The organism is Methylopila sp. 73B (assembly GCF_000526315.1).
GTDB lineage: Bacteria > Pseudomonadota > Alphaproteobacteria > Rhizobiales > Methylopilaceae > Methylopila.
This window is the reverse complement of record NZ_JAFV01000001.1, coordinates 1,301,005-1,324,297: the sequence shown is the minus strand read 5'-3', so window position 1 is coordinate 1,324,297 and position 23,293 is coordinate 1,301,005. Positions and strand designations below refer to the sequence as shown.

Here is a 23,293-nt window from a genome sequence, read left to right as displayed (position 1 = left end):
CGGAGCCCGAGCGGAACTGCGCCTCGGGATTCGCTGGGCCCCAGCGATATCGATCCTGTCTCGGGCGAGATCCCGCTTGCATGGACTGGTGGGATAGGCCATACGACCGAACCGTAACGTACGGTACGGTGAAATGGACGGCGGCGGTCGAGACGGTCTGGGCGAGGGGATGACGGAGCGGCGCGAAGCCGTGCTCGCCGCCGTGCTCGCGCTTCTCGTCGAGAAGGGCGCGGCGGCCCTCACCATGACGGCCGTCGCGCGCCGCGCGAGCTGCTCCAAGGAGACGCTCTACAAGTGGTTCGGCGACCGCGACGGGCTGCTCACGGAGACCGTCCGCTGGCAGGCGTCGAAGGTCCGGGCCGGCGCCTACGACCGTCAGCATCTCGACGCAGGCGCGTTGCGCGAAAGCCTGGAGGGCTTCGCGGCCAACTGGCTGAGCGTGATCTCGTCCGAGACCTCGGTCGCCCTCAATCGCGTGGCGATCGGGCAGGCCGAGACCCTGGGCGGGATCGTGTTGGCGAACGGGCGCTTCGCGATCGGGGAGCGGCTGAAGGGCCTGCTGCTGGACGCGCGCAACGCGGGGCTGGTCGACTTCGATGACGCCGAAGAGGCGTTCCGCACCTTCTTCGGCCTCGTCGGCCGGGACATCCAGATCCGGTTGCTGCTCGGCGACCGGTTCGCGATCGACGACGCCGCCATAGCCGACGACGCGCGGCGCGCCGTCCAACAGTTTCTTGCCCTCTACGGGGCGACGAAAACGCCGGCGAAGGCCGGCTGATCTCTACGAAAACTCCCAAAGGGAAGGGCCTCAGGATGCGCGTTTATTACGACCGCGACGCCGATATCAACCTCATCAAGGGCAAGTCCGTCGCCGTGATCGGCTACGGCAGCCAGGGCCATGCCCATGCGCTCAACATGCGCGACAGCGGCGTGGCGAACGTGATCGTCGGCCTGCGGCCGGGCTCCGCTTCGGCGAAGAAGGCCGAAGCCGAAGGCTTCAAGGTCTTGTCGCCGGCCGAGGCCGCGAAAGTGGCCGACGTTGTCATGATGCTCACCCCGGACGAACTGCAGGCGGACATCTACAAGGATAGCCTCGAGGCCAACATGAAGGAGGGCGCGGCCCTCCTGTTCGCGCACGGCCTCAACGTGCACTTCAACCTGATCGAGCCGCGCAAGGACATCGACGTCCTGATGGTCGCTCCGAAGGGCCCGGGCCACACCGTGCGCGGCGAGTACCAGAAGGGCGGCGGCGTGCCGTCGCTGATCGCGATTGCGCAGGACTACACCGGCAACGCCCACGACATCGGCCTGTCCTACGCCTCCGCCATCGGCGGCGGCCGCGCCGGCATCATCGAGACCACCTTCAAGGAAGAGTGCGAGACCGACCTGTTCGGCGAGCAGGTCGTCCTTTGCGGCGGCCTCGTCGAGCTGATCCGCGCCGGTTTCGAGACGCTGGTCGAGGCGGGCTACGCCCCGGAGATGGCCTACTTCGAGTGCCTGCACGAGGTGAAGCTGATCGTCGACCTCATCTATGAGGGCGGCATCGCCAACATGAACTACTCGATCTCGAACACCGCCGAGTACGGCGAGTACGTGACGGGCCCGCGCATCATCACCCCCGAGACCAAGCTCGAGATGAAGCGCGTGCTCGCCGACATCCAGGGCGGCGTGTTCACCCGCAACTGGATGCTGGAGAACAAGGTCAACCAGACCTCGTTCAAGGCGACCCGCGCGAAAAACGACGCTCACCAGATCGAAGAGGTCGGCGAGAAGCTCCGCGCCATGATGCCGTGGATCAAGGCCAAGGCCATGGTCGACAAGGCGAAGAACTAAGACGCTCGGAAGGGCCCGAAGGCGACTTCGGGCCCTTCGCCGTCTGCTCGGTCGAGCAGATTGGATGAGTTGCGGAGACGGTGCGGCGGTTGTTGGAGCCGCGAACGCCTCATCCGCGCGCAACAGGATAGGGTTGCAAACGCGACCCTGCGCCGAATCGAGCGCCTTTAACCCTCGTTCCACCACTTCTGCGCGAGGATCGTCATCCTTTCCATTGGACCTGACGATGCACCTTCCCCGTAGCGAAGCCGTCGATCCGACCGAGGCGGCCTATCTCCGGGCCGTGATCGAGGCCTATTCGCGCCAGGTCCCCGTCCTCTACGTCATCCTCACGATCAGCGCCGTCGCCCTCGCGGCGTCGCACCTGCGCGTCGCGCCCCTGGCTCTGGCCGTGGCCGCGCCTGCCGCCCTCATCGCAATCTGCGCGTTGCGGATCGTGATATGGGCGCGTCGCCGCAACCGCCCGATGGATTACGCCACGGCGTGCAAGGCGTTGCGGACCGCCAACATCCTCGGCCCGCTGCTCGGCGCGGCCTTTCTCGGGTGGGCGCTCGCGCTTTTTCAATACGGCGATCCGTTCCTGCAGGCGCATGTCATCTTCTTCTGCGGGTTCACGGTGGTGAGCTGCATCTTCTGCCAGCTCCACGCGCGAACCGCTGCGCTCGGGGTGACGCTGGCGGTCGTGCCGGCCTTGACGCTCTTCCTCCTCACGCGTGGCGAACCGACCCTCGTCGCGATCGGCGTCAATCTCGCGTTGGTCAGCGCGGCCATGGTGCGGATGCTCTTCGTTCACTCCCGCAGCTTCCGGGAGATGATCCTCGGCCAGCTGGAGACCAAGCGTCTGAGCGACGACAACTATCGCCTCGCAAATCTGGACAGTCTGACCGCGCTTCCAAACCGTCGCCGTTTCTTCGCGCGCCTCGACGAGTCGATCGAAGCCAAGGGCAGCCGCGGCCGCTTCGTCGTGGGCGTCATAGATCTCGACGGGTTCAAGCCCATCAACGACCTCTACGGCCATATCGCCGGCGACAAGGTCCTCATCGAGGTCGGCGCCCGGCTGGCTGAGGCCGCCGGAGACGACGCCTTCATCAGCAGGCTCGGCGGCGACGAGTTCGCGGTGATCTTTGCGGGGCGGGTCAGCGACGCCGAAGCGCTTGGGATCGCCGAGCGCATGTGCGCGGCCTTGCAGGCGCCCTTCGCGCTTCAGGGCGTGTCCGCCAAGATTTCCGCGTCGGTCGGCCTGGTCTCCAGCGACCAGTGCGGCGACTCCGCGAAGGTGCTGTACGAGCGGGCGGACTACGCCCTTTACTTCGCCAAGGGCGCCCGCCGCGGACGTCCGGTTATATTTTCGGCGGAGCATGAGACCGCGATCCGTCGCTTCAATGCGATCGAGCAGGCGCTCATGAGCGCGGACATTGATCGGGAGTTCTCGCTGAACTACCAACCGATCGTCGACGCGTACACGGGGAAGGTCAGTTCGCTCGAGGCCTTGGCGCGCTGGACCTCGCCGACCGCCGGGCCCGTGTCGCCGGCGGATTTCATCCCGATCGCCGAGCGAAGCGATCTGATCAACCGCCTCACTCAGACGCTGCTGCGACGGGCGCTCGCCGACGCGGCGGCGTGGCCAGATCACGTCGGCCTGTCGTTCAACCTCTCGGCGCGCGACCTTTCGCCGGAGGCGATGCTCGGGATCATAGGGCTGGTGCGGGGCTCGGGAGTCGATCCGCGACGGCTCGTGTTCGAGATCACCGAGACGGCGGCGATGCGGGATTTCGCGCTCGCCGAAGGCGCGCTGAACGCGCTGCGCGCCCTTGGCGCCGGCGTCGCGCTCGACGATTTCGGCGCGGGGCATTCGAGCCTCACCTACGTGAGGCTGCTGCCGCTGGACGAGATCAAGATCGACCGCGGCTTCATCCTCGACATCGAACGGGACCCAACCTCGCGGGACATCACGAAGTCGATGGTCGATCTCTGCCGCAATCTGAAGCTCGCTTGCGTCATCGAAGGCGTGGAGACCGAAAGCCAGCGCGACATCCTGGCCGGTCTCGGATGCAGGCTGATGCAGGGGTATCTGTTCAGCCATCCACTCAAGGCGGAGGACATCCCGCTTCGGCTCGGAGACGCGCTTCTTGCAGCCTGAGCGTCAGCCGATCGAAAGCTCGGGCGCCTCGCGCAGCTTCGCAGCGTCGCGCAGCGGCGGCGCGCCGAACAGGCGGCTGTACTCCCGGGAGAACTGCGAAGGGCTGTCGTAGCCCACGGCGTGCCCGGCCGAGGCGGCGTCCCGCGCTTGGCTCAAGATCAACCTCCGCGCTTCCTGGAGCCGCAGTTGCTTCTGGTACTGAAGCGGGCTCATCGCGGTCACGGTCTTGAAATGCGCGTGCAACGCGGAGGGGCTCATCCCGGCGGCGTCGCACACCGAGTCGATCCGGAACGGTTCGCGGAAATTGCGCCGGATCCAGTCGATCGCACGGTTCACCTGGCTCAGCTTGCTGTCGGCCAGCGCGATCTGGCGCAGCCGCGACGCCTGATCGCCCGTCATGAGGCGGTAAAGAATCTCCTTCTCGACAAGCGGCGCGAGGGCGCCGATGTCCTCGGGCTGGTCGAGCAGCCGCGTGAGGCGCATAACCGCATCGATCAGGTCCGGCGTCATCTGCGCAAGTCCAAGTCCGGGCCCGGCGGGAATCTCGCGGCGGTCGAGCCCGTGCTCGATCATCATTGCGCTCAGAGCGGCGGGATCGAGATCGAGGCGCAGGCCGAGGTAAGGCTCGTCATCGGACGCTTCGGTGACCTGCGCGACGATGGGCAGATCGACCGAGACGACGAGATAGTGCGCCGGGTCGTAGCCGTAGATCGCGCCGTTCAGCATCACTTGCTTGCGGCCCTGGGCGATGATGCAGAACGCAGGCTCATAAAGGGCGTGCACGGGTTCGGTCGGCCGCGACGCGCGAAACAGCGAAAGCCGCGGGGCCGCCGTCGTCGTGACGCCGTCCTCTGTGGCGAAGCGCGCAATCAGCGCCGCGAGTTCGGTGGTGTCGGCCATCGCCGCGTCTCCCTAGTCGGCTCTCCAACGCCAGCGTGTAGACCAGCGCCGGGAAGGGCGTCTTCGCGCCGCAACATAGGAGGGCGACGCGAGCTCACGCCAGAGCTGCGTCTTCACGTTCGGAGGATCGTGCAAGACTTATGGAGGATCGGGACGTCTGCGCCTCGGTGACGGGTTTCGCGATCCGGCCGCACGCCGCTTTCGGGCGCGGACGTCTCCGCCCGGTAAAGCGATCGTTCCCACCGCATGCGTTGCGTCGCGACCGAAAACGCGGGAGAAACGCCGGCTCTTCGACATCCTCCAAGATTCCCCGGCCCGGCCATGACCTTCGACAGCGTGATGACGACGACGCTCGACTTCGTGCGGGAGCACGAGGCCTGGGCGCCGGCGATCGTGTTAGTGCTCGCCTTCCTCGAATCGATCGTTGGGCTGTCGCTCGCGGTGCCTTCCACGCCGCTCTTTGTCGGCGTCGGCGCGCTGATCGGGGCGAGCAACATCGCGTTCTGGCCCATTTTCGCCGGCGTCGCGCTTGGCGGTTTTCTGGGGGATTGGGTGTCCTATGCGCTCGGCTATCGCCTGAAGGACCGGGTGTTGGAGTGGAAGACCATCAAGAACCGGCCGGAACTGATTCATCGCACGCAGAACTTCGTGCAGAAATGGGGCGCGCCCGGCGTGTTCGTGGGGCGGTTCATCAGCCCGATCCGGTCCTTCGTGCCCTTCGTCGCCGGCATGTTCGAGATGGGGCAGGGGCGCTTTCAACTGGCGAACGCCAGTTCCGCGGTCGTCTGGGCCTACATCCTGCTCGCGCCGGGCGGCGTCTTCCTGCGCGACTACTTCGCCTGACGCATCAGCGCGGACGATCGTTGCGATCACCGATCGGAACTCGACGGGCCGGCTGAACCGGCGCTAGAACCGGCGCGGCAAAAGCGGGGCGCGCTGATGAACATCCTGTCGATCCAGTCTCACGTCGCTTATGGCCACGTCGGCAACGCCTCCGCGGCGTTTCCGATGCAGCGCCTCGGCCATGAGGTCTGGGCGATCAACACCGTCCAGTTCTCGAACCACACCGGCTACGGCGCCTGGCGCGGCCCGGTGTTTCCGGCCGACGCCATCCGCGAGGTCGTGGCCGGCGTCGAGGAGCGCGGGGTCCTCCCGTCCTGCGACGGCGTGCTGTCCGGCTATATGGGCGACGCCGCGATCGGCGAGGCGATCCTCGACGCCGTCGGCCGCGTGCGGGCGGCGAACCCCAAGGCGCTCTACTGCTGCGATCCGGTGATCGGCGACGTAGGTCGCGGCGTGTTCGTGCGGCCGGGCATTCCGGAGTTCATGCGGGACCGCGCTCTCCCGGCCGCGGACGTCGTCACCCCGAACCAATTCGAACTCGAATACCTTACGGGGGTGACGGTCGGCTCGCTCGGCGCGGCCGTCGCCGCCGTCGAAGCCCTGAGGGCGCGGGGACCGAAGGCGGCGCTGGTCACCAGCCTGCGGACGCCCGAGACGCCCGAGGACGCGATCGATCTGCTCGCGGTCGACGGCGAGGGCGCCTTCCGCCTCCGCACCCCGCTGCTGCCGCTCTCGGTCAACGGAGCGGGCGACGCGATCGCAGCCCTTTTCTTCGTGCACCTGATGACGACCGGCTCGGCCGCGCAGTCGCTGGCGCTGGCGGGATCCTCGGTCTACGGACTGCTGAAAGCCACCGCCGAGGCGGGGTCCCGCGAGATCCTGACGATCGCGGCGCAAGAGGAGTTCGTCCGCCCGAGCCGCCTGTTCCAGCCGGAGCGGGTGTAGGACGGCTTCTCAGGCAAAGCGCCAGCCCATGTCCCGCAGGTCATAGGTTTTTCAGGAGGAGATGTTCATGGGCCGTCGGTATGTAATTCTCGACGTCTTCGCCGATCGTTCCTATGCGGGGAACCCCCTCGCCGTGGTGCTCGACACGGAGGGGCTGGACGCCGCCGGGATGCAGACGATCGCCCGCGAGTTCAACCTCTCGGAGACGGTGTTCCTGCTGCCGGCGGAGGGCGACGGCCGCAAGGCGCGGCTCCGAATCTTCATGCCGCACAAGGAGTTGCCGTTCGCCGGCCATCCCACCGTCGGCGCGGCCGTGCTGCTGGGGTTGTTGACCGGCGTCGGCTCCAAGGAGGAGGGCGCCTTCGAGGTCGAGGAGACTGTCGGCGTGATTTCCTGCCGCGTCAGGCTGGCGAACAGGACCTCCGGCCGTGCGAGCTTCACGCTTCCACGGCTGCCGGAGCCTGCGGGGGAGCCGCCGACCGTCGCGCAAGCCGCTGCGGCGCTTGGGATTTCGCCGGACGAGATCGGGTTCGACGGGCATGCGCCGTCACGGTTCTCGGCCGGAAACCCCTTCACCTTCGTGCCGGTCAAAAGCGCCGACGCCGTCGCTCGCGTGGCCGCGAACGGCGTGCTCTGGCCGGAGGCGTTCGGCGACGACCGCAACTCCGCCGTCTTCGTGTACACGCGCGAAACGGTCGACAGCGCAAACACTTACCACGCGCGGATGCTGGAGCCCGCGATCACGGAGGACCCTGCGACAGGGTCCGCCGCAGCCGCTTTCGCGGGCGTCGTGATGGCGTTCGACGCGCCCGGCGACGGCCCCCACGCGGTGCGGATCGAGCAGGGCTACGAGATGGGGCGGCCCAGCCTGATCGAACTCGGCCTCGAAATCTTGGGCGGCGCGCTCGCCTCGGCCACGGTCGGCGGCGGAGCCGTCGTCGTCGCCGAAGGGACGCTGTTGAGTTAACCCGCGCCGCTCCGTTGCGGCGCGGCGGGTTAACGGCGGGGTAACAGCCGGTTAACGGCGGGTTTACCCGTTGATCGCCGCGTGCAACGGGCGTAAACGTGGCCTCCGCGTCGGATGTGTCCCGGCGTTTGCTTTGCGGATTTCGGACAGGCGTCATGCGCGCGAGCGGCGACATCATCGTGGATCGGACGACGGCCTTCGCGCCTGACGCCTCCGCGCGCCCGTTCGCCGGCCGACTTCTCCTTACGCGCCCCTGAGGGCCGGCCGGGCTTTGTCGCCCTGGCGCTCAGGGGACGCCGAGAACCGACCCAGCCCGCGACGATCGCGAGCCCGCTGAAGGCCACATCAGAGCCGGCGGAGCCGCCCGGATCCCGAAGGACCTTTCCCAATGACCGCATCCACCGACCGGATCGTCATTTTCGACACCACGCTGCGCGACGGCGAGCAGTGCCCCGGCGCCACCATGACGTTTGAGGAGAAGCTCGACGTCGCCCATCTGCTCGACCGGATGGGCGTCGACGTCATCGAGGCCGGCTTCCCCATCGCCTCGAACGGCGACTTCGAGGCCGTGGCCGAAATCGCCCGGCGCTCCGAGACCGCGATCATCGCCGGCCTCGCCAGGGCGATCCCCGCCGATATCGCCCGCTGCGGCGAGGCGGTGCGCAACGCCCGCCGCCCGCGGATCCACACCTTCGTCTCGACCTCGCCGATCCATCTCGCGCACCAGATGCGCAAGACGGAAGAGCAGGTGCTGGAGATCATCTCGGGCACCGTGGCGCAGGCGCGCAATCTGGTCGACGACGTCGAGTGGTCGGCGATGGACGCCACCCGCACCCCGATCGAGTACCTCTGCCGGGCGGTCGAGGCCGCGATCAAGGCGGGCGCCACCACCATCAACCTGCCGGACACGGTGGGCTACGCCACGCCCGACGAGTACCGCGCGATGTTCGTCCAGGTGCGCGAGCGCGTGCCGGGCGCGGACAAGGCGATCTTCTCCACCCACTGCCACGATGACCTCGGCCTCGCGGTCGCGAACTCGCTCGCGGGCGTCGCCGGCGGCGCACGGCAGATCGAGTGCACCGTCAACGGCATCGGCGAGCGCGCGGGCAACGCCGCGCTCGAGGAGATCGTGATGGCGCTGAAGGTGCGTCGCGACGCCATGCCCTACGAGACCGGCGTGGAGGCCACGCTCCTCACGCGCGCCTCGCGCCTCGTCTCCGCCGCTACCTCGTTCCCGGTGCAGTACAACAAGGCGATCGTCGGCAAGAACGCCTTCGCGCATGAGAGCGGCATCCACCAGGACGGCATGCTAAAGCACGCCGAGACCTACGAGATCATGACGCCCGCGTCCGTCGGCGTGTCCAAGACCTCGCTGGTGATGGGCAAGCATTCGGGCCGCGCCGCCTTCAAGGACAAGCTGAAGACGCTCGGCTACGAACTCGGCGAGAACGCCCTGCAGGACGCGTTCACCCGTTTCAAGGAGCTCGCGGACCGCAAGAAGCACGTCTACGACGAGGACATCGAGGCCCTGGTCGACAACCAGATCGCCAGCGGCAACGACCGGATCAAGGTGCTGTCGCTGACCGTGATCGCCGGCACCATGGGGCCGCAGTCGGCCACGCTGACGCTCGACATCGACGGCGTGCACACCACGGTCCAGGCGGTCGGCAACGGCCCGGTGGACGCGATCTTCAACGCGATCCAGCGCGTGGTTCCGCACGAGGCGCAGCTCGCGCTCTACCAGGTCCACGCGGTGACCGAGGGCACCGACGCCCAGGCGGAGGTCTCGGTGCGGCTGGAGGAGGGCGACAAGACGGTGACCGGCCGCGGGGCCGATCCGGACACGCTCGTCGCCTCCGCCCGCGCCTATGTGGCGGCGCTGAACAAGCTCGCGACCAAGCGGGTCAGCCTGAACGCCCAGGCCGCAATCCGCGCTTAAGAGCCAAGAACCGACGCGCGGTCTGGCGCCAGGCGTCGGTTCTTCCAGTAACCCATGACTTGTTGTCGTTGACTCGTCGCTTGACGTAGATTGCCGGTCTGAAGGGAGGCGTCGCGAACATGATCGAAGCAAGACGCTCAATCGCTATCGAGCGCGCCAAAGACGCGTGTGAGGCCCTTTCCAGCCTTGGCGTCAGCGCGCTTGTCTTCGGATCTCTTGTAAATCACCGCTTCGGGCCGACCTCGGACGTTGATCTGCTGATCGTCAAATGTCCGCGTGAGCTGAAGTATGGGATCGAAGGGTTAGTAGAGGACCGCCTCGGCGGATTGCCGTTCGACGTTATTTATCTCGATGAGATTCCTGCGGAGAAGTTGGATCGCTTCGTACGGGAGGCCGTGGATGCGAGGGAGCTCGATTGACATCGAGAACGAACTTCGCAGTGTCGCAGACGAGGTCGAGATGTTGGCGTCGGCGGTCGAACTGGTGCGCAGGGACAGTCCGCCGGCCGGAGAGACGGCGTATACGTGGCTCGCGGTGCAAGGGCTCGCGTCCGGCGTCGAGAAAATCTACACGGGGTGCGAGCGCGTGATGGGAATGATCGCGCAGCAGATCGACGGCGCCAAGGTCGAACGCGACGAAGGTTGGCATGTCGCGCTTCTGAAGCGAATGGCGAACCCGTTCCCTGAGGTTCGAGGTCCAGTCATTTCGCACGAAAGCTACCAGGCTCTCGATCGTCTTCGGGCCTTTCGACACCGTGAGCGAAATACGTATGGGCTGTCGCTTGATCGCGACTTGGTGGTTGAGCGGAGCGAAGAAGCGGTCGACGCCTTCCAGAGGTTCCAATCCGACGTCTTGCGTTTTCTAATTTTGCAACGCGGATCGTGAGGCGCTTTTCAGTAGGCCTATGTGGCGGCGCTGAACAAGCTCGCGACCAAGCGTGTCAGCCTCAACGCGCAGGCCGCAATCCGGGCCTGATCGTCGGCATACCGGAAACTGCTTAGAGGCCGCCGCGAGGCGGCCTCTTTTCGTTCAACCTCTTGGCATCTGCGCGACGAAGAGCGATCGTGAGGTCGCCGATCACGGGCTTGCGTTCATGGTGCGCCGCCGCAATCTCGCCTTGATCGGTTGCGTTCGACTTAAGCATCATCGATAAGCGAGCAGCCCATCAAGACGCGTAACGCGCAGATCGGGAAGAGCCACGGGGACGCTCCGCTCATGGGCGGACGATCGACCGTCACACGGGCGTGAGGAGGGAAATCCTATGTTCAAGTCGCTTGCCGCCGCGGTCGCGGCCTTCGGGGTCCTGACGGGCTCCGCCGTCGCCGAAACCTATCCGTCCCGCGTCATCACCATGATCGTGCCGTTCTCCGCCGGCGGCCCGACCGATACGGTCAGCCGCCTCGTGGCGGAGGCCATGAGCAAGGATCTCGGCCAGCAGATCGTGATCGAGAACGTCGGCGGCGCCGGCGGCACGCTCGGCGCGGGCCGCGTCGCCAAGGCCGATCCCGACGGCTACACGCTGCTGCTCCACCACATCGGCATGTCGACCAGCGCGTCGCTCTACCGCAAGCTGCCCTACGACACGCTGAACGCGTTCGATTACGTCGGCCTCGTCACGGACGTGCCGATGACCATCGTCGCCCGCGCCAATTTCGAGCCGGCCGACATGAAGGCGCTCGTGGAGTACGCGAAGGCCAACAAGGACAAGGTGACCTACGCCAACGCCGGCATCGGCGCGGCGTCGCACCTTTGCGGCATGCTGTTCATGTCGAAGATCGAGACCCCGCTGACGACCGTGCCGTACAAGGGCACCGGTCCCGCCATGACGGATCTGGTGGGCGGCCAGGTCGACCTGATGTGCGACCAGACCACGAACACGACGAACCAGATCAAGGGCGGCAAGATCAAGGCCTACGCCACCACGACCAAGGAGCGCCTCGCGGCGCTGCCGGACGTGCCGACCGCCGCCGAAGGCGGACTGACCGACTTCGAAGTCGGCATCTGGCATGGCGTCTATGCGCCGAAGGGGACCTCGCCCGAGATTGTCGCCAAGCTGTCGGCCTCGCTCCAGAAGGCGTTGAAGGATCCCAACGTCGTCAAGCGCTTCGCCGATCTGGGCACCGTTCCCTCGTCCGAGGCCGACGCGACGCCGGAGGCGCTGAAGGCCAAGCTGACCTCCGAGATCGCCCGCTGGGCGCCGGTGATCAAAGCCGCTGGCGTCTACGCCGACTGACCTCTCTGGAGCCGGGAGCGGCGGGGAGACCCGCCGCTCCCGTTCTATTCGGCGCCCGCTTATGGCGGGTCGACGCGTTCGTCCCGAGGCCACCCATGCAAATCAACACACGTGACGCCGCGGCTGGCGTCATATTCATCGTGATCGCCGGGCTGTTCGCGCTCGGCACGCAAGAGCTGACGATCGGCACCGCGCTGCGGATGGGACCCGGCTACTTCCCGCTGGTGCTGGCGGGGGTGCTGGGGTTCATCGGCTTCATCACCCTGTTCAAGGCGGTCGGGAAGGCGCAGTCGCCGATGACCGGCGTGCCGTGGCGGGGGCTGATCCTGATCCTGGGCGCGCCCGTGGTGTTCGGCCTGACGCTCCGGGGCCTCGGCCTTGGCCCGGCGACGGCGCTCGTCGTCGCAATCTCCGCCTTCGCAAGCCGCCGCGCCACGCTCGTCATGGCCGCTTCGCTGACCGTCGGGCTGACGATCTTCTGCGTTCTGGTGTTCAGCTATGGCCTCGGGTTGCCGGTCCAGCGGATCGGCCCCTGGCTGACCTTCTAAAGCGAGGCTGAGATGGAGATAATTCAGAATCTCGGGCTTGGCCTCGCGACCGCCGCGGAGCCGGTCAACCTGCTGTTCTGCTTCATCGGCGTGCTGCTCGGCACGCTGATCGGCGTGCTGCCCGGCATCGGCCCGACGGCGACCATCGCGATGCTGCTGCCGATCACCTTCGGTTTCGAGCCGGCGACCTCGCTGATCATGCTCTCCGGCATCTACTACGGCGCGCAGTACGGCGGCTCGACGACGGCGATCCTGATCAACCTGCCGGGCGAAAGCTCGTCGGCCGTGACCGCGATCGACGGCTACCAGATGGCCAAGCAGGGCAGGGCGGGGCCGGCGCTCGCCACCGCCGCGCTCGGCTCGTTCTTCGCCGGCACGGTGGCGACGGTGCTGATCGCCCTGTTCGCCCCGCCGCTCACCGAAGTCGCGCTGAAGTTCGGCCCCGCGGAGTACTTCTCGCTGCTGATGCTTGGCCTCGTGGCCTCGGTCGCGCTCGCGCACGGCTCGGTCATCAAGGCGCTCGGGATGATCGTGATCGGGCTTCTGCTCGGTCTCATCGGGTCGGACGTCAACACCGGCGCCCAGCGCTTCACGATGGGCTTCCTGGAGCTGGCGGACGGCGTCAACTTCGTCGCGGTCGCGGTCGGCGTGTTCGGCATCGCCGAGATCCTGCGCAACCTCGAGGACGAGAGCGACCGCGAGGTGATGGTGAAGAAGGTCACGGGCCTCTTCCCCAGCAAGGAGGACTTCAAGGCGGCCTGGGCCCCCGTCGTGCGCGGCACGGCGCTCGGCTCCATCCTCGGCATTCTGCCGGGCGGCGGCGCGGTGCTGTCGTCGTTTGCGGCCTATACCGTCGAGAAGCGCATCTCTAAGACGCCTGAACGCTTCGGCAAGGGCGCGATCGAAGGCGTGGCGGCCCCGGAAGCCGCGAACAACGCCGGCGCGCAGACCTCGTTCATCCCGATGCTGACGCTCGGCATCCCGGCGAACCCCGTGATGGCTCTGATGATCGGCGCGATGATCATTCAGGGCATCCAGCCCGGGCCGAACGTCGCGGTGGAGAAGCCGGAGCTGTTCTGGGGCGTGATCGCCTCGATGTGGATCGGCAACCTGATGCTGGTGCTGCTGAACCTGCCGCTGATCGGGCTGTGGGTGCGGCTGCTGACGGTGCCCTACACGGTGCTGTTCCCGGCGATTCTCGCGTTCTGCTGCATCGGCGTCTACAGCGTGAACTCGAACGCGTTCGACCTCTACGCGGTCGCCGCCTTCGGCCTGCTCGGCTACGTGCTGGTGAAGCTCGAATGCGAGCCGGCGCCCCTGCTGCTCGGCTTCGTGCTCGGCCCCATGCTGGAGGAGAACCTGCGCCGCGCGATGACCATTTCCCGCGGCGATCCGACGGTGTTCTTCACCCGTCCCCTGAGCGCGGGCCTGCTCGTCGTCGCGGTTCTCGTGCTCGTCGTCGTCTTCCTCCCCTCCGTGCGCAAAAAGCGCGACGAGGTTTTCCAGGAAGAGTGATCGACAAGGCTAGACAGGCGCGGGATGGTTTGTTACATCCCGCGCCATCGAAGCGATGCGGCGTCCCGAACGTCACTTTTCGATCGGGCGCATAGCTCAGTTGGTAGAGCAGCTGACTCTTAATCAGCGGGTCCTAGGTTCGAGCCCTAGTGCGCCCACCAAGTCTTTCTTGGTGTTTACCGCCGCATCATCGAGACGTTCCCAAAGAACGTCATATGGTCGTTTCGGCGACCGGCCTGCTTGGTTTATCTAGCAAGCCGCGTCTTGCCCGACCTTCCGCCCAGCGGCGCCCCTCACTGATTTGAGCAGAGCGATCGAACGGCCTGTACATGGGGCCGGGCGTCCAGCGAATCCGATCCGCCAGACGCTTTTTTTGCGCAGCCCGACCTCAGTCGTCGGAGCGGCTGGCTTCTCCAAGACCGGCGCTATGCGGCTGGTCCTTTTGCATAAGGGTCAACGCCGCAAGCGCGTTCACCAGCGGCGCGACCGCGTTTCCAAATTCATAGGGATCGAGTTTGCCGAGCGCGTGATTGTTGAACTCCTGATGCAGGAGCGAAACGATCGAGCGTCGCGCCTCGTCGATTTCGGATTCGTTGGAATCGGTCATGTCTGCCTTGCCTGATGCGCCGTGCGCGCTGCGATCGTCCGCAGGAAGTAGAGTGATCGGCGAGGAAGCAATCCCGCGGGGGTAAAGAAAGGACGGCGGGGCGCAGCCCGTGGACCGCCGTGATCGCGGGAGGCCCGGCGCATGCGCCAAGCGCCCGCCCGGCGCTGCAACGGGGTGATTCCCAACCCGCGCGTTTCTGTCGTAGCGTGCCGCTCCCCGATCACGCGGCCAGGACGGTCGTCGATGTCGTCTCGATCGCTTCTGGTGAAGCCGCGGCACTGGGCGGCGGGCGTCTGCGCGGCGGCCGCCGGCGTGGTCGCGGCCCTGTCCGGGCTCAACGCGACCTTCGGCTGGCCGAATCTCAACATCGCCGCCCTGGCGTCGACCTCCGGCGCGGCGTGGGTGGACGGGGCCCTGGTGCTGCTGGCCGCCGCCTGCGCTGGGGCCTACGCGCCGATGCGCTCGTTCCAGAGGGCAGGAGCCGCGCTCGCGGCGCTGGTCGCCGTCGGGGTCCTGGCGCACGTCCTGGCCGCGGCGGCTTCGAGCGGGTCCGGCGGAGCGCAACTCGCCTACGCTCCGGTCGCCGCCGTGCTCTGCACCGCGCTCGCCCTCGCGCTCGCCAACGTGGGATCGAGCCTCGCCGAGAACCTGCGCCAGGCGTTCCGGCTCATCGGCGTCGCGATCGCCGTTTTCGCGTTGGCGCTCTATGCGATGAAGCCTGCCGCACTCGCCGCCGTGACGGGCTTCGGCGAGGTCTCGCTGCCGAACGCCGCGGCGCTCGCGCTGCTGCATCTCGCCATCGGACTGGCGCGGCAGTCCTCGACGCTGCGCTGGCGGATCGCGCCGGTCGGCGTGCTCGCGCTAACGCCGCTCGCGGCGCTGACGGTGTACTTCGCGAGCGCCGAGCGGGACATCGCGCTCAAGCAGGTGGAGACGCGGCTCGCGGGCCTCGCCCGCCTCGGCGTCGAGCAGCAGGACGCCGTCATCGAGCAGGTGCGGCGCACGCTGGTCTTCCTCGCGCGTTTTCCCGAGATCCGCACGCCAGGGCCCGCTTGCGACGCGACCGTCGCGCGCTTCGCCAGTTTGAATGGGCTGACGTCGTCGCTGTTCGTCGTCGGGCGTTCCGGCGACCTGTTGTGCTCCCCGGGACGCAGCGCACGCCCGGTCTCCCTCGGCGATCGTGACTACGTCCGCACAGCCTTCGCGACCCAGAGCTTCACCGTCAGCGGCTACATCGTCACCAAGGTGCAGTCCCGCGCGTCGATCGCGGTCGTGCAGCCTCTGCTGCTCCCCGACGGCGCGAAGGTGCTCGTCGGCGCCATCATCAATCTCGAGGCTCTGGGCGACCCGCTCGACCGGCTCGCAGCCGGAGGCGACCGCGAGGTTGTGCTGACGCTGGTCGACAAGGACGGCGTCGTCATCGCGCGACGCCCGGAGGACCGCGATCAGATCGGCGCGCCGGCGTTCTCCCGCGCGCCGGCCGACATGCTCTCGGCCCGCAAGGCCGCGTTCGAAGCGCCGGGCGACGGGGGCGAGCCCTTCGTGTTCGTCGCGCGTCCTCTCGCCTTCAGCGAAGGCCAGCTCATCGTCGGCCTGCCCAAGCGCCAGATCGTCGAGCCGATCGACGCCCGGATGAACCGTCGCCTCGGCCTGATCAGCGCCCTGCTGGCCGCCTCCGTGGCGCTTGGCGTGTTCGGGACCGAAATCCTGGTGCTTCGCCCCGTCCGACGCCTGACGGCCTATGCCCAGCGGCTTCAGGGCGACGATTCGGAGGACCGTTCGCCGGTCGGCGCGCGCGGAGAAATCGGGATGCTGAGCCGCGCGCTCACGGCGACCGCGGCGGCGATCCGCGACCGGGAGCGCCGGCTGGTCGAGGCGGAAGCGCTGTTCCGCGGCCTGTTCGACCATTCTCCCGATTCCAAAGCGGTCCTGCGCGTGGAGCCCAACGACGCGTTTCGCGTCGAGACCTGGAACGGCGCGGCCGCGCAGGCGAGCGGGCTGCGCCAGGAGGATGTGGTCGGGCGGACGCCCGCGGAGATTTTTCCCGGTGGAACCGGGCTCGCGCTCGAGGCGGATCTGCGCACGGCGGTCGACTCCCGGCAGCCGTTCGCGGCCGAGCGCGAGGCGGTCGTGCGCGGCATGCCGGCCGCCTACGAGGTCGTCTACGTGCCGCTGAAGGACGCCGACGGGGACGTGGAGCGCGTGTTCGTCAGCGCCCGCGACATCAGCGAGCGCAAGCGCGTGGAGCGCATGAAAACGGAGTTCGTGTCGACTGTCAGCCACGAACTGCGCACGCCGCTCACCTCGATCGCCGGGTCGCTCGGGCTGCTCGCGGAAGGGGTCGCCGGTCCGCTGGGAGACAAGGCGCGCCATCTGATCGGCATCGCCCACGCCAACAGCTTGCGCCTGGTCCGGCTCATCAACGACATCCTGGATATCGAGAAGATCGAAGCGGGCCGCATGGCCTTCGATCTTGGACCAGTGGCGCTCGAGGCCTTGGTCGAGGACGCCGTGAACGGCCTCAGGGGCTACGCCCAGTCGTTCGACGTCCATGTCGAGGTGGTGGGCGGAACGGAGGCGACCATCGTGCGCGGCGACGCCGACCGCTTGAGCCAGGTGGCGACCAACCTGATCTCGAACGCCATCAAGTTCTCCCCAAAGGGAGAGACGGTCACCGTCACCATCGACGTGGACGGCGCCGCCGCGCGGCTGAGGGTGCGCGACCGCGGCCCGGGCGTCCCGATCGGGTTCCGGCCGCACGTCTTCTCGAAGTTCGCCCAGGCCGACGGCTCCGACAGCCGCCGCAAGGGCGGGACGGGGCTCGGCCTCGCCATCGTAAAGGAGATCGTGGAGCGGCACGCCGGGTCCGTGGGTTTCGTCAGCGAGCCGGGGGAGGGCGCCGAGTTCCAGGTGCGCTTGCCGCGGATTCGGGAGGAGCGGGCGACCGCGTCGGCGCCCGCGCTGGACAGACGGCCTTGTATCCTTGTGTGCGAGGACGACGCGATCATCGGCGCGATCCTGTCCGAGCAGCTGTCCGACGCGGGCTTCCGCACCATTCTGGCGACGACGGTGCGAAGCGCGAAGGCGGCCGCGACAGCGGACGTCCAGGCCATCCTGGTCGATCTGAGGCTCCCGGACGGCCACGGCATCACTCTGATCCGCGATCTGCGCGCGTCCGCCGCGACTGCCATGACCCCAATCATCGTGGTCTCCGCGGAAGCGGACGCCGGCCGCCGCGACGCCCGCGCGGCGATGCTCGACGTCGTGGCGTGGCTTGAGAAACCCGTCGACGTCCAGCGCCTTTCGGGGCTTCTTCGCGACCGGCTGCGACCGCGCGGCGGCCGACCCAAGATTCTTCACGTCGAGGACGACGCGGACCTCTGCAAGGTGGTGGCCGCCGCCGTCACGCCGATCGCGGACGTCGTGTCCGCGCGCAGCCTGATCGAGGCGCGCGCGCGGCTCGTGGACACCGCGTTCGATCTCGCGATCATCGACGTGGCGCTGGGTGACGGAAGCGGGCTTGAGCTGCTGGCCGATCTCGAAGCGACGACGCCGCGTCCAATACCCGCGATCATCTTCTCCGCGCACGACGTCGACGGCGACGTCGCGCCCCAAGCCGCCGCGGCGCTGACGAAGTCTCGCACATCGCTCTCGGCGCTTGTCGACGCTGTGCGGCGCCTTGTGGGCCAGCCCAATTCGACCGATGCGGGCCCGGTGCGACGGACGCGGCAGGGGTAGGCGCAGAGAAGGCCGATCGCGTGGCGACCGGCCTTCCGGATCTCATTTCCAGACCGCCGCCTCAGATGCGCAAAGACGGCGCGGCTGCCCGGTCCGGGGGCGGCGCAGACGCCGCATCCAGATGGGAGGTTCAGTGCTTCAGGGCAGACCGGGCGGCGTCGGCGGTCTTGCCCACGGTTTTCTGGGCCTTGCCCTCGACCTGCTCCGCTTTGCCCTCGGCTTCGAGGCCGACGTTGCCGGAGACCTTGCCCACGCCTTCCTTGCCCTTGCCTACGGCCTCCTTGAGGGCGCCCTTCACGGTGTTCTTGTCCATGTCACTCTCCCTGTTCTGGCGCCAAGCGCCGCGATGAACCAATCGGATCAGAGGAAAAACCGGCCGAGAACGACGCCGACAAGCAGCGCCGCGCCGGTGGCCGCGATCGGATTGCGCCGGATGGTGTCCTCGATGCCTTCGAACTCGCTCTCGAATCGATCTTCGGCTTCAGCGTAGGCGGTCCGCCCGGAGCGGTTGGCGCGACGCAGGCGGCGCTCGGCCGTGTCGCCGGCGTCGTCGAGGGCCTCGCCCACGCTCTCGCCCGCTGCGCGCGCGCCTTCGCCGGCGCTACGTCCCGCGGACTTCACGCCGTCGGCCAGATCGTCGACTTTTTCGGAGATGTTGGGGTCCGCCATGTCGCTCAAATCCTTTCGTTGTCCAGCGCCCTGAGCGCCGGACCAGCGCCGCCGTCGGCGGCGGGAGTGGCGGCTAAACGTGCGGCCGGAACAGGAGTTCCATCCGGCCGTGCGCCGAGCGGCGCCTCTTGAACGACGCGCCTGTGAAAAGGGAAGGCGTCGCATGCGTTTGCCCGCTTGCGGAGCGCTGCTGGTCCTCCTATAAGGGCCGCCGTCGGCCGCGGAGTGTAGCGCAGCCTGGTAGCGCACCTCGTTCGGGACGAGGGGGTCGCAGGTTCGAATCCTGCCACTCCGACCAGCCGACTTCAGGACGCCGCGGATATCCCGATCCGCCGCCCAACTTTGGGCGATGCGTCCCTCGTTGTCCGCCGGGCCTGCACGCTCTGACGCGTCGGCTGGCGACCACCGGCTCCGCCCCCCAGCAGACTCTTCTCGACCGCCGCCGCGACGCCCACGAGGCGCATCATCGGCTTGACAGCGCTGAGCCGCTGCGCCCTCTTCGACCGCCCGGCCCGACACCCGTTGACCGCGCTTTGCCGCCGTCGCATGGATCGGCGGACGTGGCGTCCGGACCGTGGGTCCGCGGCGCGTGCGGACATGCGAGGCGGGCGGCGACAACGGTGACGCGCTGGATCGAACGGCTCCTGGCGTGGCTGCGGGCGCAGGCCGAGGCGGCGCGCCGGGCGGCCGACCGTTCGCTCGGCCAAGTCAAGGCGCGGGCAGCGGGGGCGGCCGCCAAGGCGCGGACCGGTTCGCCGGCGGCAGGCCCCAAGGGCCGTCGCAAACCGCACAGCGCCGGCGCCCTTCGCGCGGCGCCCGCCGCCCTGGCCCAGCGACTTCGCGTCCATGGCGCGCGGTGGTCGCGCGCGGCCGGGGAGCGCCTCGTCGCGTCCCGGGACCGGGCGAAGAGGCGGTTCCGCCGCGGGACCCCGCCGGGGTCCAAGCCCATGGCCGTGGCGCGGCCCGTCGTTCCTGTGCGGCCGCCCGGCGGCGCGGCGGCGCGCATGAGATCGGCCGTCGGCGCCGCGGCGCTCGCGGTCCGCCGACGGTCCGCGACGACGGCGGCAGCGATTCGCGGCCTGGCCCATCGCCGGAACCCTCGGCCGAACCCGCATCCCGCCGGAACCAGGCGCCGCGCGCCGGATTGGGCGCCGGCGGCGCTCGGCGGCGCGGTCCTGGGGCTCGTGCTGCTGGTGTTCTCGATCGCGATCTGGCGGATCTCAGCCCAGACCGGACTGATCGACGACGCGCGACAGGTCCACGCCGTCGCAGCGCCAGCCCCGACCGCTCCCGAGGTCGTCGCGCCCCCGGCCGCCGCGGAGACCCCGCCGGCCGAAGAGCCGGCCTCCGCCTTCGACGACGCCTGGCTGCGGGAGCCGTTTGCACGCCCCACGCGCTTCATGCGCCGCCTGGAGGCGACCCCCGCGCAGCTCTGCGGCCGGCTCCGGCAGCTTGGCTTGCCCGAGGCTCCCGTCACGCCGGGACCTTTGCCGACATCGCCAGGCTGGTACTGCCTGGCCTATCAGGCCCTCGGCGAGAGCGGGTCGAGCCTGATCGTCACCCTCCGGGGCGGACGGCCGACCGCGGTGGATGTAGTCCGGCTGAAGCTCAACGTGCTGAAGCCGGGCGACGACCGGGAGGTCACCCGCGCGGCGACCGAGGCCCTCGAAGGACTGCACGCGACGCTCGGCTGGCCGGCTCCGCCGCGCGTGCTGCGGGCGATCGCGCAAAAGGCGAGCCTCCGGCTCGAGGAGCACGGCGCCCGTTACGAACTGCTGCGCGAGGACGGCGCCGAGGTCCGCCTCAACGTGCTCATGACCTTCTACGACGACGGAGCGATCCTCGATCCGGCGCGATTCGTCGTCGCCCCGCCGTGGCGCTGACGGCGAGCCCCGTCAGAGCCCGAAGCGCACGCCGGTCGCCAGGTTCGTAGCCGCCGCCCATTCGCCCGCGGGCGTCTTCGCGCCGCCCTCGGGCTGCACGCGGGTGACCCGGAAGCGTCCATCCGCGCAGACCACCAGCACGCCGTCCGCGTCCACGCCCGCCACTTCGCCGAGCTTGCCGGCGATGTCCTTCGGCGTCTTGGCGGGGAGAGGGACGGCGTCGAGGATCTTGACGGTCTGGCCGTCCAGCGTCGTCCAGGCGCCGGGGGAGGGGTTGCAGCCGCGGATCAGGCGGTCGATCTGCTCCCAGGGCTTGCCCCAGTCGATCTTCGCGTTCGCCACGCGGCAGATTCCCTCGTAGCTCGCCTTGTCCTCGTCCTGGCGGATGCGGGGCGCGGTCCCGGCCTTCACCAGATCGACGGCCTCCAGCATCGCCTCGACGCCCATCGGGAACAGCCGGTCGAAGTAGACTGAGCCGAGCGTGTCCTTCGGGCCGATCGGGGTGGTCTTCTGCAGAAGCACGTCGCCGGTGTCGAGCCCGTCGTCGGGCCAGAAGATCGACAGGCCGGTCTCGGTCTCGCCCTTGATGATCGGCCAGTTGATGGCGGAGGCGCCGCGGTAGGCCGGCAGCAGCGACGGGTGGTACTGGATCGAGCCGTGGGTCGGGATGGCGAGGAAGCTCGACGGCACGAACAGCGTCACGAAAGCCATGACCTGCAGGTCGGGCTTGAGCGCCCGGAAGGCCTCCGCGACCTCGTCCGACTTGTACGACGCGGGTTGCCGCACCTCGAGGCCGTGGGCGAGCGCCGCCTCCTTCAGGGGGTCGGGCTTCTGGCCCTCTTTCTCAGGGGCGACATAGACCGCGACGACGGTCTCGCCGCGGGCGATCAGCGCCTCCAGGACCGCCTTGCCGAAGGCCTGCTGGCCGTGGACCACGATGCGCATGGATCAGTCTCCGTTCTGGCGGCGGCGCCGGAACAGATGCGTAGCGGAACCGCCCGACATAAAAAACCGCCCGCCGCGTCTTTCCGGGACGTTCTGGACGTCCTTCCCGGAAAGGCGCAGCGGGCGGGCCGCAAGGAGCGGTGATTACTCGGCCGCGAGGCGCTGGATCTGGCCCACGGCGCCCGACCCCTCGATCTCCGCGATCTCGTTGTCGGAATAGCCCAGCACCTGACGCAGGATCTCGTCGGTGTGCTCGCCCAGCAGCGGCGAACGCTCGACCTCGACCGGGCTGCCGGAGAGTTTGATCGGGCTTCCGACCGTCAGGTACTTGCCGCGGGTCGGGTGATCCACCTCGACCACGGTGCCCGACTGCCGGAGCGAGTCGTCTTCGGCGATCTCCTTCATGGAGAGGATCGGCCCGCAGGGGATGTCGTACTTGTTGAGAATGTCCATGGCCTCGAACTTGTCGTGCTTCATGGTCCACGCCTCGATGCGCGTGAAGATCTCGTTCAGGTGCGGCAGGCGCGCCTTCGGGGTGGCGTAGCCCGGATCGGTCTTCCAGTCCGGCTCGCCGATGATGTCGCAGATCGGCTCCCACACCGGGGCCTGGGTGATGAAGTAGAGATAGGCGTTGGGATCGTGCTCCCAGCCCTTGCACTTCAGGATGCGGCCGGGCTGACCGCCGCCGCTGTCGTTGCCGGCGCGCGGCACGCTCTCGCCGAACTCGACGCCCTCGCCGAACTGGCTGTACTCCCGCAGCGGGCCGTGCTGGAGGCGCTGCTGGTCGCGCAGCTTGACGCGGCAAAGGTTCAGCACGGCGTCCTGCATGGCGCAGTCGACCCGCTGGCCGACGCCGGAATGGGTGCGGTGGAACAGGGCGGTGACGATGCCAAGCGCGAGATGAAGGCCCGTGCCGCTGTCGCCGATCTGGGCGCCGGTCACCATCGGGAGGTCGTCGCGGAAACCGGTGGTCGAGGCCGAGCCGCCGGCGCACTGCGCGACGTTCTCATAGACCTTGCAGTCCTGGTAGCGGCCGGGACCGAAGCCCTTCACGGACGCGAGGATCATGCGCGGGTTCGCCTCCTGGATCTTCTCCCAGGTGAGGCCCATGCGGTCGAGCGCGCCGGGCGCGAAGTTCTCGACGAGCACGTCGCACTCCTTCACGAGGCGCCACAGCACCTCCTTGCCCTTCGCGTTCTTCGAGTCGAGCGTGATGGAGCGCTTGTTGTGGTTCAGCATCGTGAAATAGAGGCTGTCCACATCCGGGATGTCCTGCAGCTGCGCGCGGGTCGCATCGCCGACGCCGGGGCGCTCGACCTTGATCACGTCGGCGCCGAACCAGGCGAGCAGCTGCGTGCAGGTCGGACCCGACTGGACGTGGGTGAAGTCCAGCACGCGGACGCCTTCGAGAGCCTTGCTCATAATGCTTCCCTGTCTCTCATTCCGTCGCGTCGACCCTGCAGGCGCCCGGTCGACGGTTGTCACGGCCAGATGACGGCGCGGAGACCGCGCCGTCAATGCGGCTCTGGTATTAGATATACCTCGTGCGACTCTTGGTCTCCGGCGGTTGGCCGTCGGAGACCTGTCG

At 68.2% G+C, this 23,293-nt stretch carries 20 protein-coding genes and 2 tRNA genes; 16 read left to right on the top strand and 6 right to left on the bottom strand.

Annotation, left to right across the window (positions count from 1 at the left end):
• Window positions 1-133: 133 nt before the first annotated feature.
• The 3 genes from K244_RS0106375 to K244_RS0106365 all read left to right on the top strand — a co-directional run bounded on the left by K244_RS0106375 (window position 134) and on the right by K244_RS0106365 (window position 3,973).
• Window positions 134-778 carry a TetR/AcrR family transcriptional regulator gene (locus K244_RS0106375; protein WP_051460004.1) on the top strand — a complete coding sequence of 215 codons (645 nt, stop codon included), beginning with the start codon at window positions 134-136 and terminating at the stop codon, window positions 776-778.
• A 35-nt stretch (window positions 779-813) separates the two neighbouring features.
• A complete protein-coding gene (gene ilvC / locus K244_RS0106370) occupies window positions 814-1,833 on the top strand; it encodes a ketol-acid reductoisomerase (RefSeq protein ID WP_020185419.1) in 1,020 nt (339 codons plus the stop codon).
• Between the two features lie 226 nt (window positions 1,834-2,059).
• On the top strand, window positions 2,060-3,973 hold the full coding sequence (locus K244_RS0106365) for an EAL domain-containing protein (RefSeq protein WP_024816349.1): 1,914 nt from the start codon (window positions 2,060-2,062) through the stop codon (window positions 3,971-3,973).
• Window positions 3,974-3,976: 3 nt separating this feature from the next.
• On the opposite strand, the gene K244_RS0106360 is transcribed toward K244_RS0106365, so the two are convergent.
• A complete protein-coding gene (locus tag K244_RS0106360) occupies window positions 3,977-4,873 on the bottom strand; it encodes an AraC family transcriptional regulator (RefSeq protein ID WP_020185417.1) in 897 nt (298 codons plus the stop codon).
• Between the two features lie 321 nt (window positions 4,874-5,194).
• Here K244_RS0106360 and K244_RS0106355 point away from each other — a divergent pair, with 321 nt between their 5' ends.
• The 10 genes from K244_RS0106355 (at window position 5,195) to K244_RS0106300 (ending at window position 14,024) form a co-directional block, all read left to right on the top strand.
• Entirely contained in the window at window positions 5,195-5,716 is a 522-nt protein-coding gene (locus K244_RS0106355) for a DedA family protein (protein ID WP_020185416.1), read from the top strand.
• A gap of 96 nt (window positions 5,717-5,812) precedes the next feature.
• A complete protein-coding gene (pdxY, locus tag K244_RS0106350; protein WP_020185415.1) occupies window positions 5,813-6,661 on the top strand; it encodes a pyridoxal kinase PdxY in 849 nt (282 codons plus the stop codon).
• A 67-nt stretch (window positions 6,662-6,728) separates the two neighbouring features.
• The gene (locus K244_RS0106345; RefSeq protein ID WP_024816348.1) at window positions 6,729-7,628 is read left to right on the top strand and encodes a PhzF family phenazine biosynthesis protein; all 900 of its coding nucleotides are present in this window, start codon (window positions 6,729-6,731) and stop codon (window positions 7,626-7,628) included.
• Between the two features lie 388 nt (window positions 7,629-8,016).
• A complete protein-coding gene (locus tag K244_RS0106335; protein WP_020185412.1) occupies window positions 8,017-9,567 on the top strand; it encodes a 2-isopropylmalate synthase in 1,551 nt (516 codons plus the stop codon).
• 119 nt (window positions 9,568-9,686) lie between these two features.
• The gene (locus K244_RS0106330) at window positions 9,687-9,986 is read left to right on the top strand and encodes a nucleotidyltransferase domain-containing protein (RefSeq protein WP_020185411.1); all 300 of its coding nucleotides are present in this window, start codon (window positions 9,687-9,689) and stop codon (window positions 9,984-9,986) included.
• Window positions 9,967-10,452, top strand: coding sequence for a hypothetical protein (locus tag K244_RS0106325; protein ID WP_020185410.1), 486 nt, complete (start codon window positions 9,967-9,969; stop codon window positions 10,450-10,452). The genes K244_RS0106330 and K244_RS0106325 overlap by 20 nt, the downstream gene beginning before the upstream one ends.
• A gap of 376 nt (window positions 10,453-10,828) precedes the next feature.
• On the top strand, window positions 10,829-11,800 hold the full coding sequence (locus K244_RS0106315) for a tripartite tricarboxylate transporter substrate binding protein BugD (protein WP_020185408.1): 972 nt from the start codon (window positions 10,829-10,831) through the stop codon (window positions 11,798-11,800).
• 95 nt (window positions 11,801-11,895) lie between these two features.
• Window positions 11,896-12,348, top strand: a complete 453-nt coding sequence (locus K244_RS0106310; RefSeq protein WP_020185407.1) for a tripartite tricarboxylate transporter TctB family protein — start codon at window positions 11,896-11,898, stop codon at window positions 12,346-12,348.
• A gap of 12 nt (window positions 12,349-12,360) precedes the next feature.
• Complete coding sequence (locus K244_RS0106305) at window positions 12,361-13,863, top strand: tripartite tricarboxylate transporter permease (RefSeq protein ID WP_020185406.1); 1,503 nt, start codon at window positions 12,361-12,363, stop codon at window positions 13,861-13,863.
• 85 nt (window positions 13,864-13,948) lie between these two features.
• Window positions 13,949-14,024: transfer RNA gene (locus K244_RS0106300), tRNA-Lys, on the top strand.
• A gap of 227 nt (window positions 14,025-14,251) precedes the next feature.
• Here the strand turns inward: K244_RS0106300 and K244_RS0106295 are convergent.
• Window positions 14,252-14,470 (bottom strand): hypothetical protein, encoded by a 219-nt coding sequence (locus K244_RS0106295; protein ID WP_020185405.1) that lies wholly within the window; start codon window positions 14,468-14,470, stop codon window positions 14,252-14,254.
• Between the two features lie 243 nt (window positions 14,471-14,713).
• Between K244_RS0106295 and K244_RS22565 the strand changes: the two genes are divergently transcribed.
• Window positions 14,714-18,208, top strand: a complete 3,495-nt coding sequence (locus K244_RS22565) for an ATP-binding protein (RefSeq protein WP_020185404.1) — start codon at window positions 14,714-14,716, stop codon at window positions 18,206-18,208.
• A 130-nt stretch (window positions 18,209-18,338) separates the two neighbouring features.
• Here the strand turns inward: K244_RS22565 and K244_RS0106285 are convergent, their stop codons facing one another.
• Complete coding sequence (locus tag K244_RS0106285; RefSeq protein ID WP_020185403.1) at window positions 18,339-18,521, bottom strand: CsbD family protein; 183 nt, start codon at window positions 18,519-18,521, stop codon at window positions 18,339-18,341.
• A 47-nt stretch (window positions 18,522-18,568) separates the two neighbouring features.
• Window positions 18,569-18,877, bottom strand: a complete 309-nt coding sequence (locus K244_RS0106280) for a hypothetical protein (protein ID WP_020185402.1) — start codon at window positions 18,875-18,877, stop codon at window positions 18,569-18,571.
• A gap of 221 nt (window positions 18,878-19,098) precedes the next feature.
• Between K244_RS0106280 and K244_RS0106275 the strand changes: the two genes are divergently transcribed.
• Both K244_RS0106275 and K244_RS0106270 read left to right on the top strand, forming a co-directional pair.
• Window positions 19,099-19,175: transfer RNA gene (locus K244_RS0106275), tRNA-Pro, on the top strand.
• A gap of 706 nt (window positions 19,176-19,881) precedes the next feature.
• Window positions 19,882-20,760, top strand: a complete 879-nt coding sequence (locus K244_RS0106270; RefSeq protein WP_155931613.1) for a DUF6030 family protein — start codon at window positions 19,882-19,884, stop codon at window positions 20,758-20,760.
• A gap of 12 nt (window positions 20,761-20,772) precedes the next feature.
• On the opposite strand, the gene K244_RS0106265 is transcribed toward K244_RS0106270, so the two are convergent.
• Together K244_RS0106265 and frc are read right to left on the bottom strand one after the other, a co-directional pair.
• Window positions 20,773-21,705, bottom strand: coding sequence for a methionyl-tRNA formyltransferase (locus tag K244_RS0106265; RefSeq protein ID WP_020185401.1), 933 nt, complete (start codon window positions 21,703-21,705; stop codon window positions 20,773-20,775).
• Window positions 21,706-21,849: 144 nt separating this feature from the next.
• Window positions 21,850-23,127, bottom strand: coding sequence for a formyl-CoA transferase (gene frc / locus K244_RS0106260; protein ID WP_020185400.1), 1,278 nt, complete (start codon window positions 23,125-23,127; stop codon window positions 21,850-21,852).
• Between the last annotated feature and the right edge of the window lie 166 nt (window positions 23,128-23,293).

Bases quoted from the DNA above. Each gene is read 5' to 3' on its own strand.
- K244_RS0106305 (WP_020185406.1), top strand. From the start codon at position 12,361: ATGGAGATAATTCAGAATCTCGGGCTTGGCCTCGCGACCGCCGCGGAG.
- K244_RS0106325 (WP_020185410.1), top strand. From the start codon at position 9,967: ATGCGAGGGAGCTCGATTGACATCGAGAACGAACTTCGCAGTGTCGCA.
- K244_RS0106315 (WP_020185408.1), top strand. From the start codon at position 10,829: ATGTTCAAGTCGCTTGCCGCCGCGGTCGCGGCCTTCGGGGTCCTGACG.
- K244_RS0106285 (WP_020185403.1), bottom strand. From the start codon at position 18,521: ATGGACAAGAACACCGTGAAGGGCGCCCTCAAGGAGGCCGTAGGCAAG.
- frc (WP_020185400.1), bottom strand. From the start codon at position 23,127: ATGAGCAAGGCTCTCGAAGGCGTCCGCGTGCTGGACTTCACCCACGTC.
- K244_RS0106375 (WP_051460004.1), top strand. From the start codon at position 134: ATGGACGGCGGCGGTCGAGACGGTCTGGGCGAGGGGATGACGGAGCGG.
- K244_RS0106365 (WP_024816349.1), top strand. From the start codon at position 2,060: ATGCACCTTCCCCGTAGCGAAGCCGTCGATCCGACCGAGGCGGCCTAT.
- K244_RS22565 (WP_020185404.1), top strand. From the start codon at position 14,714: ATGTCGTCTCGATCGCTTCTGGTGAAGCCGCGGCACTGGGCGGCGGGC.
- K244_RS0106310 (WP_020185407.1), top strand. From the start codon at position 11,896: ATGCAAATCAACACACGTGACGCCGCGGCTGGCGTCATATTCATCGTG.
- K244_RS0106330 (WP_020185411.1), top strand. From the start codon at position 9,687: ATGATCGAAGCAAGACGCTCAATCGCTATCGAGCGCGCCAAAGACGCG.
- K244_RS0106360 (WP_020185417.1), bottom strand. From the start codon at position 4,873: ATGGCCGACACCACCGAACTCGCGGCGCTGATTGCGCGCTTCGCCACA.
- K244_RS0106345 (WP_024816348.1), top strand. From the start codon at position 6,729: ATGGGCCGTCGGTATGTAATTCTCGACGTCTTCGCCGATCGTTCCTAT.
- K244_RS0106265 (WP_020185401.1), bottom strand. From the start codon at position 21,705: ATGCGCATCGTGGTCCACGGCCAGCAGGCCTTCGGCAAGGCGGTCCTG.
- K244_RS0106335 (WP_020185412.1), top strand. From the start codon at position 8,017: ATGACCGCATCCACCGACCGGATCGTCATTTTCGACACCACGCTGCGC.
- ilvC (WP_020185419.1), top strand. From the start codon at position 814: ATGCGCGTTTATTACGACCGCGACGCCGATATCAACCTCATCAAGGGC.
- pdxY (WP_020185415.1), top strand. From the start codon at position 5,813: ATGAACATCCTGTCGATCCAGTCTCACGTCGCTTATGGCCACGTCGGC.
- K244_RS0106280 (WP_020185402.1), bottom strand. From the start codon at position 18,877: ATGGCGGACCCCAACATCTCCGAAAAAGTCGACGATCTGGCCGACGGC.
- K244_RS0106355 (WP_020185416.1), top strand. From the start codon at position 5,195: ATGACCTTCGACAGCGTGATGACGACGACGCTCGACTTCGTGCGGGAG.
- K244_RS0106295 (WP_020185405.1), bottom strand. From the start codon at position 14,470: ATGACCGATTCCAACGAATCCGAAATCGACGAGGCGCGACGCTCGATC.
- K244_RS0106270 (WP_155931613.1), top strand. From the start codon at position 19,882: ATGAGATCGGCCGTCGGCGCCGCGGCGCTCGCGGTCCGCCGACGGTCC.